Origin of the sequence: Alkalimonas amylolytica, assembly GCF_900107845.1 — a bacterium.
Taxonomy (GTDB): domain Bacteria; phylum Pseudomonadota; class Gammaproteobacteria; order Enterobacterales; family Alteromonadaceae; genus Alkalimonas; species Alkalimonas amylolytica.
Genome location: NZ_FNRM01000022.1, coordinates 1 through 2,413, shown reverse-complemented (window position 1 = coordinate 2,413; position 2,413 = coordinate 1). Strand labels below are relative to the sequence as shown.

At 45.7% G+C, this 2,413-nt stretch carries 2 protein-coding genes and 1 pseudogene; 2 read left to right on the top strand and 1 reads right to left on the bottom strand.

All coding sequences use genetic code 11. The features are described from left to right. Both BLW37_RS18840 and BLW37_RS18835 read left to right on the top strand, forming a co-directional pair. Positions 1-215: pseudogene (locus tag BLW37_RS18840) on the top strand (alpha/beta hydrolase); the annotation flags it as partial. A 136-nt stretch (positions 216-351) separates the two neighbouring features. Continuing rightward, positions 352-675, top strand: a complete 324-nt coding sequence (locus BLW37_RS18835) for a hypothetical protein (RefSeq protein ID WP_139243760.1) — start codon at positions 352-354, stop codon at positions 673-675. Positions 676-1,148: 473 nt separating this feature from the next. Here the strand turns inward: BLW37_RS18835 and BLW37_RS18475 are convergent, their stop codons facing one another. Beyond that, positions 1,149-2,192 (bottom strand): IS110 family RNA-guided transposase, encoded by a 1,044-nt coding sequence (locus tag BLW37_RS18475; protein ID WP_091345564.1) that lies wholly within the window; start codon positions 2,190-2,192, stop codon positions 1,149-1,151. Positions 2,193-2,413: the final 221 nt, after the last annotated feature.

Here is a 2,413-nt window from a genome sequence, read left to right as displayed (position 1 = left end):
TGCAATATTTAAACCGGCAAGATGATGCGTTGGCATTATTGAAGTGGAATCGAGCAAATTATCCTCAATCTTTGAATGCCCATACAGCATTAATTAAGGCGTACGTACATTTCAAAATGGCAGAAGATGCCAAGGCAGCACTTAAAGATGCATTGCAGACATTAAATGAGCTTAGCCCTGAACAAAAATCAAAGCTTGAGGCCTTGTTTACTTAGTATGTATTCGAGTTCAGATGCGCTAACAATCGCCATCAAAAACGCGCCCTTTGGGCGCTCGACTCGCAACAAGTTGCTCGCGTTTGTGGCGGGCGTTAGATTTACTCAGATGTCGACAAAATCAAGAGAGGGTCTTGTGAGCTCAAAAGTTGATAAGTGTATTAGCACAATCGTCCTGCTTGTATCCTTTGGTGTTACTGTGTTTTTTGGTTATAGGGGATTGGCTACTGAAATGGGATTAATGATAGTTGCTGGTTCAGTATTTCTGTCGTTTTTAAATTTGGATAAATTCAAGGCTTTCAAAGGCGCAGGTTTCTCTGCTGAATTAAAAGATACTTTAGATAAGGCATCAGCCACAAAAGTAGAATTGGAAGAATTAAGTTCCAAGTTAGAAGTTCAACTGATTGAACTTAATAAAAAGATAGAAGAAGCAGAAACATTAGCATTATGTGCAATGTAAATCTAACACATATGAGCCTTCTCGGAGTCAATAGGTAAAACCGCTCTTCTGGCCGCGCTAGCGGCCAGGTCTTTGTCCATCAGCAAGATAGACTGCTTCATCTGTCATCATGGTTGCCAGGCGATAGCCTGCGACAAACACATATCGGGGCTCTCTTACCTCATGCTCAATGAGCGCCTGCTGATTTCAGCATCCTTGCTGACAGCAGGGGCACCAGACATTCATCGGTTAACCTGTTGCTGGCACTATTCAAGGCGTCGGGCTTAAAGCCAGCTAGTTTCAGGCTCAGCACAGGTGCAAACCATCTTGCTGATGGGTATATGCGCGGCGACAAGGTGTCTAATCAAGCGCTCTGGCTACGGCAGTGTGCCAGAAGGTTGGTGGTTCAGCTTATTGCTACGGGCTACCCAGCCTTCAGTTGAGCATCAGCCATGGTGTTCCAGTTAGACGTTCAGCTCACCTTGTCCCGCGACTTAACCGGCTAAGAAACGTTTTTCATCGAACACCTTCTGATTTTTCAGCATGTAATAAACGCAACGGCCAACTTTATGGGCCAGAGCAGAGAGCGCTTTAGCTTTGCTCATGCGTTTTTGCAGTTTCAGCAAATAGGCTTTCGCTTTGTCGTTACCGCGCAGGTAAAGCACAGCAATTTCACCGAAGGCCCACTTCAGATGTGCATTGCCAATTTTATTGCCTTGGGTGCCATAGCTTTTACCTGCTGATTCTGCTTTGCACTTAATCAGCCGGCTATAGGATGCAAAGTCCTGTACTGTGCTAAAACGTGCGATGTCGCCGACTTCATAGAGGATTGTCAGTGCCAGAATTCGACCAATGCCAGGGAAGCTGGTAAGAATATGGTAATCGCTACCGTTGTGATGCTTGGCATGCTTTTCAATAAAGCACTCGATAGAGCTGAGTTCATGGTTGTAAAAAGCAATGATGTTTAAGTCCAGGTCAATATTGCGCTGTACGAACTGATCATCAAAGCGATCCCGCATCGCTTCACGGGCGTTGGGATAGCGTAAGTTCAGGGCATTTGGCGGCAAATTGTATTGGCTGGTCGTGTTTTTGACATGCGCTTTTAAATCAGCACCATGGCGAACAATACGGGTACGACGGCGCAGTAAATCACGGGCAGCGCGCATTTCAGGTGGATACACATAGGCCATGGGGAAGTTGCCTCCACGGATCAGGTGCGCGATTTTATAAGAATCAATGCGGTCATTTTTGGCCTTGCCGCCATGGATCGCCTTCATGTATAGAGCATGGCCAAGAATAAAGTCGATACCCTGTTCAGCGCAAAAGTCGCTGACCCAGTACCAGCAATGCATGCATTCAACACCAACAACAATATTGCCGATGTAAGGTGCTAATAAATCGAGCAAAGGTTCTGGTAATGCTTTGATTTCACGGTGTATGATGGTGTCACCATCAGCATTCAGAATGCAGACGTACAAAGAGCGGGCATGCAAATCAATTCCACAATAGTACGGATGTTGTGTAGTATAAAATTTCATTGGGTCTTCTCCTTTTTGGTTTGGTCGCCTTCCAGCTTAGCCAATCTGGCTGGGCTGGGGGAGAAGGCTCAATGATTATCAATTCAAAGCACTCGGACGCAGCAAAGCTGCGCCGGTGTTTGAGGCGTTAGGTGGATATGTGAAATTGACCATAGTGTTCTGTATGGGCCTTTTTTTAGTCGGCTGCGCTGCGATAAAGAATGACTATTTTCCTGAGTGGA